Genomic DNA, 6967 nt, shown 5'->3' with positions numbered 1-6967 from the left:
GATATGGCAACACTTTTATAATCATGAACGCCCACATATGTCAGTTGATGGTAAACCACCTAAATTTAAACAATGATAAGGACTTTGCCTTTCTACTTATTAAATCAATTAAAAATGGGAGTATTACCTTCAGCAGGGATATCCCATTTACGCTCTTCCAGACCAAATTCATCCCAACGTGCTTGCAGTAACTCACTTACTCGAACACCAGTAAGCATGATCATAATTATTGCATGGTGAGTTTGAGCATCTGATGGATAAGTTTTAATTTTTCTTAAAAATTCAGGCATTTCACTTTCTGATAATGAAGCCAAATTCTTCACTTTTTTATTCTTGAGTGCATAGATCAAATCACTCGCTGGATTATCATATCGATAGCCATGAGCAATGGCATATTTCATGACCATACTACAACGAGACAAAGTACGCTTAGCCACCTCTAATGAGCCTCTAGCTTCGATCTTTTTAATGATTTGCAAAATCTCTGGAGCTTGAATTTGATTAATACGCTTAGTTGCGAGAGCAAGGTAAAGCTCATCCAAAGATGCTCGCACATTACTAATATGTTTGGATGACCAAGTTTCTCTTTGATTATCAAACCAATCTTCTGCTACCTCTTTAAAAAATGGCTTAATTTCCTCGTGCAACACTGACTTGGAATATTTGTATTTCAGTTCAAGTGCAAGCTCCCTTGCTTTCTTTAAACTCATATCAGGATATTGACCAAGTGACTCTGACTTACGCTCACCAAGAACAGTAAAGCGTATGTTCCAGTATTTTTGCCCTGATGGCGTTACGAGAAGTGATAGACCATTCTCATCCGAAAGGCGATATCGTTTTTCTTTTGGCTGTGCTTTTCTGCATTCTGTATCGGTAAGCTTCATCAGTATTTACCTTTTATCTAGACTAAAATAATTGGGTAAATTTTCCCAATAATTACCCAGAGAAGGCAAAAATTAGGTCAAATCAAGTCGGATGATATCGGACAAACAGGCAAATAAAAAAGCCTTTAAGCATTGAACTTAAAGGCTTTTTTACATTCAGTCAAACTTCTCTGAATTGAATTTTGGTGGAGATGGCGGGAGTTGAACCCACTTTCACAATAATCAATAAAGCTATATCACATTAATGATGTTTTAAATCAATAAGTTAAAACTTTTATAGTTGATAGTATATCACTAGATATTAAATATCTGTGGCAAAAAATGTGGCAATTTTTGGAAAGATTATTTTTAAAATGAATAATAAAAACCGCCTCTAAAGGCGGTCTATTATTTATCTCAGGATGAAATCAGCGATTTGCAGTAAATCAGCTAACAAGCTGATAAATTGCAAACAATAGAATACAACTGTACTCATTGTAGCTCTCCGTAATAGAGCATCACTTGATATTACTTCCCCTATACTGTTAAATAGTACAAGAGTAAATATGCACATCAAGATCAGCATATTTAGATAGTGTAGAAATACACTTTCAACACACTGCTCTTAATTTGATTTTAGACGGTTAGATTAAGAGCAGTCCCTCTCCAAAGTTAGTCTTTAACCTTGAACTCTCAACCATATTGTATGTTTTTACCAGTTTAATCAATATTGACATTCCAACAATGTTTTATCTATAAACAGTTCTTTTTTTTACATTTTCAATTTTTAATAAAACCAATTTATTATAAATACCTTATATACAAATACTTATAAAATTCTTCTTTATTTACAAGATGATGATAACTATGTGGATAAACCATTAATATGACGACTTTATTAGACAGATTATGAACAAAAAAATATTTTGTTTAATAAATAGCCTATTTTCAAAAAATTAAATAAATTCATTAAAACTCAATAACATAATTAACTTTATTGTTATTTGTTTACATTCCTTGTTTTTGTATATTATATTATCAAATTGAGGATTATTTATGGCATTTCGAATTATAAAGGACAATTTGTTTTTAGCGATTACTGAAGAAAATCATTACAACTATGATGATTATTCAGATATTGATACTGCGGTAACAACAAATTATTCTTGGACTGATGATGAAGATAAAGCATATAAGTTTTTATCAAAGCAAGAAGCCCAAGATCTTCTTGCTAAGAATTGGAAAAAATCTTTCTATAAAAATGCTTTAGTCCAAGAATGCTGGCTTTAGTCTTTTAATACTTCAATTATTGCTAAATGACGAGCTTTACAATCATTGTATTTTGCAATCGTATCAACAGACCAAAGCAATAAAGTACGCCCCATTCCATCTTCTAATTGCTGGAGATCTGGGCAAGGTACAATCAGATTAGCTGGAATCGTCGGAGATAAGCGAGTTGATGTGCTGCAACCCATCAGCATCAATACAGACAGCACTATGTATACTACAAAACAAATTAAATAGTTTGCATGATTAATCAAAAGCTGCTAAGCTGCTTTTGTATTTTTTGGTAAACTTTAGGTCAGATTGTGAAAAACATTGAGTCTTTCAAACTAGGTGAGTTGTTCTGTGGTCCAGGAGGAATCGCGCTTGGTGCTAAATCAGCTCTTCACAATAAATTTAAAGTGAAGCATGTATGGGCAACAGACTATGATGCTGATACCTGTAATACTTATGCAGAAAATATATGTGATGGAAACAAGTCATCTGTTATATGTGAAGATATTCGAAAACTTGATATTGAAAAATTAAAGTCTATTTCCGATATTGATGCATTGGCATTTGGTTTCCCGTGTAATGATTATAGTGCTGTAGGTCAGAAAAAAGGTATCAATGGTGAGTTTGGTGCACTCTACAAGTATGGTGTTAAAGTACTTGAAGAATTTAAGCCTAAATGGTTTTTAGCTGAAAATGTTGAAGGATTATCATCATCTGATGACGAAGGTGCTTTAAAGAAAATTCTACAGGATCTGTTTAAAGCTGGGTATTCAGTTTATCCTCATCTTTATTCATTTGATAAATACGGTGTTCCTCAAGCAAGAAAAAGAATAATAATTATAGGTATACGTAAAGATATTAATGTCCGTTTTTACCCACCATCACCCGCACCATTTGAAAACATAGATATAACTTGTCGTAATGCAATCGAAAACCCACCAATCCCATTGTCTGCTGATAATAATGAGCATACAACACATACAAAATCTGTGATTGAAAGATTGAAATATATCAAGCCAGGTGAAAATGCATTTACAGCGGATATACCATCTCACCTCCAACTTAATGTTAAGGGCGCAAAAATAAGTCAGATTTATAAGCGATTAGATCCAAATAAGCCTGCATACACAGTAACAGGCAGTGGTGGAGGTGGTACTCATATGTATCACTGGAGTGAACCACGAGCTTTAACCAATAGAGAGCGGGCAAGATTGCAAACTTTTCCTGATAATTTCAAATTCATCGGATCAAAAGAAAATGTTAGAAAGCAAATTGGTATGGCTGTTCCAAGTAAAGGTGTGCAAATTATAATCGAAAGTTTATTTAAGTGTTTGGCAAATGAACAATACGAAAAAATTGAGTGTAGTATAAAGCCTCTTATTCATTAGTTTAATTAAGAGAAATACTATGACTCCGGAAGAAAAAGACCTTTTTAATAATTATCCACATCTTACTTTAACCCTACTTAAGCAGACGGGTGATGAAACAGGTGAAAAATCTGGACCCAATTGGGGACAGCGAGACAACCGTGAAGGGGATGAAATGTATATTCCGCTACCTTCAAAAGAACAAAATACAGGCTTTTTCCCGCTTGCTGGTGAACATTTCACAGTTACGACAATTGACAATAAAGTATTCAATTGTGTTAGACAGCAAACAGATGGAAAAGCCATCACCACAGTCGGTGATATATCACTATTAGGTCAGTATATAAGAGAGAAAATGGATATTGGACAATTCGACCCTGTAACTAAGCGTGATTTAGAAAATTACGGCAGAACGGATGTTACTTTTTATAAAAAGTCTGATAAAAATTTTATTATGAGTTTTGAAGTGCCTGTTGAAGATTAATCTATAAATTAATCAAAAAATAAAGCCCTCAATTGAGGGCTTTATTCTTCGCATCATTCAAAGCACTACACTCATTGTATTTTGCGATAGTATCAATGATCCATAGGGTTATTTCTTTTCCCTGCCCAGACTCAAGTTTTAAGAGTTTAGGGCAAGGTACGGTCAGATTAGCTGGAATCGTCGGGGATAAGTGAGTTGATGTTGCGCAAGCCGTCATCATCAATACAAACGTTGTTATAAACAGGACGCTCAATGATCTTTTGCACTTCACGTGTAACTGTTTCGACTTTGACACGTTGTTCTGATTTAAGTTGCTCATAATCTGCGCTCACTTTGTTTATATTGTTTTGTTTTTCGACCAATGCCTTTTGCTGATCATCTTTAAGTTTTTGAACCTTGGTTGCACATTTCTGTTCAGCAATTTGAAGTTTTCCACTTAGATGATTTGTATAAGCAATTTGCACCAGGTATAAAAAAATAAAGACCGCAATTGCGATCCATTTTTTATACTTCCATACAATATCGGCTATTGGCATTTACTGCACCCCCATACACTTGTTATATCGATCTAATTGCCGTGTCCAAACGCCATAGCAACCATTTGAGCGGATACTACAATCGCGCTTAGCAACGTATTTATATTTAAGTAATGAAGTACATGCTTGTTTGTATTGCCCTGCTTTGAGATTTCTAAGCATTGATGAGCCGTTCCAATTTGCCTGACCGTAGTTATAAACAAAGTCTAGATACACATCATATTCAGTCTGAGTAAGCTTCACGCCCTGCAACGACTTACGAAAAGCAACTTCATCTTTTGCGATATGAGCCTTTGCAATCTGAACAGCACGTTCTTTAGTGATCGGCTTGTCAGTCATTTTGACTTTTGTGCCGTTTTCGTACTGAGTTGAACCAATACCAATTGTTGCTACTTTTGCGCTATCTAAATAAGGCTTTGGCTCATAGCCTTCATACTTAATTAATGACGTAAAAAAAGCAGCTGAAGCTGCTAGACCCACCACTATATATTTAGTCTTGTTTGACATTGCATTTATCCTTTAAGCTTTCCAAATATGCTTTATGTTCAAGTTCATCGCGTTTATCTTTCTTACGTGCGAAATACCAGTTCATGATTAAGCCCGCTATCGCAATCAAAATACTGAACCAAAACGCAAGATCAATACTCCCAAGCCATGCAGTAATAGCTCCACTTGCACTACCACCATATGTAATGACTTTGCTAGCTGCCACACCTGTTGAAGCCTCTACAATTTGTTGATTATCTGCCATTGATACCCCCTAATTTTTGGCAATAAAAAAGCACCCGCTTGGGTGCCATTAAATTTAAAGAACTATTTTGCGATTAAGCCATGACCACTTTCTTCTCTTAAGCTTGCAAGCAATACATTAACTTTTGCAATAACGTCCTCTAAGGTGGCTGTTGAAGGCAAATCAGCGATTGCAGGCATTTGACCGCCGATGACACGATCACCAGCAACCATGAAACCAAGTAAAGATTCAACTTCTTTGGTGAATTTTGGTATTCTAGTCTGATCTACAGTAAGATATTCTTGTCCATTCAATCTGTATTGAACTATTCCATAAGGTTGCCCTGCATTGGTATGCGTAACAATCACATTATGTAGACTTCCATATTTACCATTGGCAAGTAGACCTTTCACTTCAAAAGCAACAAGTGTTGAATTACTACCTTGAGCATCAATCGTATAACTTACTGTATCTGATTGCTCAAGTCTGTGATCATATTTAGACACAGGGTTATCTGTATTGAATCCTACCCAAGCATGAGCACCCTCAACACCTGGACCTTCTTTACAGAATATTGTTGGGAGATCTACATTATAACCAATCCCAACACCTCTTTTACTAAGAATAAGTTCAAAGATGCCTTTTTCAGTTATCGCCCCCTTGCCAATGAGCATTGCACCATTAAATGCTTTTAGAAAAGCGCCCATTGCAACAGCAAAGTTACCAAAAGCTTCAACCTCATAACCATATGCACGTGCTGCTACACCTTCAGCTCCATCAGGCAGATAATCTGGATGATCAGGTAAAGCAGGTCCTGCAATCGCTTTATAACCATTTACTGAGGACAATTTTGATATTGCTTTGCAAAGCTCGCCCATCGCATTACTGATTCGTCCAGGACCAAGTGTATTTTTACCCCATACAAATCCACAATACCCATATTTTCCAGTAGATTCGTTAGGGTCGTCTGGATTGCCAGTGGCTGAACCAGCCCCACCAACCATCGAGGCAACACCATAAGCTACGCAATCATGACCAAAAGCATTAGATAAATACGCAAATGGAACATTATTTCTTCCAACAGCAAATCCACCAATACCAATATTTGATTCATGCCAAGCGTTTTGGTTATTTAAACCGCGAAAGTTGTTTAGCTCATCATCCTTATGAATTGGATCACTAATACCATATAAAAAACTGGCCATAATCGGATTTAATTTAAATCGGACTGGTGAACCTAAGACAGGAGAAAATTCAGCAGTTTTGGGTAGATAATTCTGCAAATCGACTTGCGTTGCACCTTGGTAAACAAACCATTTACCAGCATTCAAATCATTTTGAAAATTAGATGATGATGTATGTCCGACTAGGCAGATATATGTAATATTTTCAACAAATACTAAATCCTTGACTACATAGGCTGTTGCAGCTTGCCAGTCACCTTTCAATGATAAAGCTAAATAGCGTGTAGCCAAATCATTCATGAATTCAGTTGACTTAATTTCAGTGCTCGCAACGATTGTCTCTGTTGCTGTCTCCATGTTGGCTTTTGCTTCACGCACGACTTTTGGTAATGAATCATAATCTGATCCTGAGCGCGGATTGACTATTGTATCCTCATTTACAGTTTTACCAATGTCAGCAATATCACGCTCAACATCTGCTAAATCAATAATCCCTGGCATTTTCTATACCCCATAAAAAAGCCC

Annotated in this window: 8 protein-coding genes and 1 pseudogene; 3 read left to right on the top strand and 6 right to left on the bottom strand. The window is 35.9% G+C overall.

Going from position 1 to position 6967, the window contains the following annotated elements; genetic code table 11:
- Positions 1-128 precede the first annotated feature (128 nt).
- Positions 129-884, bottom strand: a pseudogene (locus tag ACINWC743_RS14420) (tyrosine-type recombinase/integrase); the annotation flags it as partial.
- A gap of 1035 nt (positions 885-1919) precedes the next feature.
- Here ACINWC743_RS14420 and ACINWC743_RS14415 point away from each other — a divergent pair.
- Positions 1920-2153, top strand: a complete 234-nt coding sequence (locus ACINWC743_RS14415) for a hypothetical protein (protein WP_009585887.1) — start codon at positions 1920-1922, stop codon at positions 2151-2153.
- On the opposite strand, the gene ACINWC743_RS14410 is transcribed toward ACINWC743_RS14415, so the two are convergent.
- On the bottom strand, positions 2150-2338 hold the full coding sequence (locus ACINWC743_RS14410; protein ID WP_009585974.1) for a hypothetical protein: 189 nt from the start codon (positions 2336-2338) through the stop codon (positions 2150-2152). The two genes, ACINWC743_RS14415 and ACINWC743_RS14410, sit on opposite strands and share 4 nt — an antisense overlap.
- 114 nt (positions 2339-2452) lie before the next feature.
- Here ACINWC743_RS14410 and ACINWC743_RS14405 point away from each other — a divergent pair, with 114 nt between their 5' ends.
- Positions 2453-3529, top strand: a complete 1077-nt coding sequence (locus ACINWC743_RS14405; RefSeq protein WP_009585951.1) for a DNA cytosine methyltransferase — start codon at positions 2453-2455, stop codon at positions 3527-3529.
- A 19-nt stretch (positions 3530-3548) separates the two neighbouring features.
- The gene (locus tag ACINWC743_RS14400) at positions 3549-3992 is read left to right on the top strand and encodes a restriction endonuclease PLD domain-containing protein (protein ID WP_009585980.1); all 444 of its coding nucleotides are present in this window, start codon (positions 3549-3551) and stop codon (positions 3990-3992) included.
- A gap of 167 nt (positions 3993-4159) precedes the next feature.
- Here the strand turns inward: ACINWC743_RS14400 and ACINWC743_RS14395 are convergent, their stop codons facing one another.
- From ACINWC743_RS14395 to ACINWC743_RS14380, 4 genes are all read right to left on the bottom strand, one after another.
- Positions 4160-4528, bottom strand: a complete 369-nt coding sequence (locus ACINWC743_RS14395; RefSeq protein WP_009585881.1) for a DUF2746 domain-containing protein — start codon at positions 4526-4528, stop codon at positions 4160-4162.
- Positions 4529-5035: a lysozyme gene (locus ACINWC743_RS14390; RefSeq protein WP_009585891.1), complete on the bottom strand. Its 507-nt coding sequence runs from the start codon at positions 5033-5035 to the stop codon at positions 4529-4531.
- Positions 5019-5279: a holin gene (locus ACINWC743_RS14385; RefSeq protein ID WP_009585921.1), complete on the bottom strand. Its 261-nt coding sequence runs from the start codon at positions 5277-5279 to the stop codon at positions 5019-5021. The genes ACINWC743_RS14390 and ACINWC743_RS14385 overlap by 17 nt, the downstream gene beginning before the upstream one ends.
- A gap of 62 nt (positions 5280-5341) precedes the next feature.
- Positions 5342-6943 (bottom strand): hypothetical protein, encoded by a 1602-nt coding sequence (locus tag ACINWC743_RS14380; RefSeq protein WP_009585888.1) that lies wholly within the window; start codon positions 6941-6943, stop codon positions 5342-5344.
- Positions 6944-6967 lie beyond the last annotated feature (24 nt).

The organism is Acinetobacter sp. WC-743, assembly GCF_000335555.1.
Lineage (GTDB): Bacteria > Pseudomonadota > Gammaproteobacteria > Pseudomonadales > Moraxellaceae > Acinetobacter > Acinetobacter bereziniae.
Note: the sequence above shows the minus strand (reverse complement) of the source record. Positions and strands in the feature narration are given on the sequence as shown.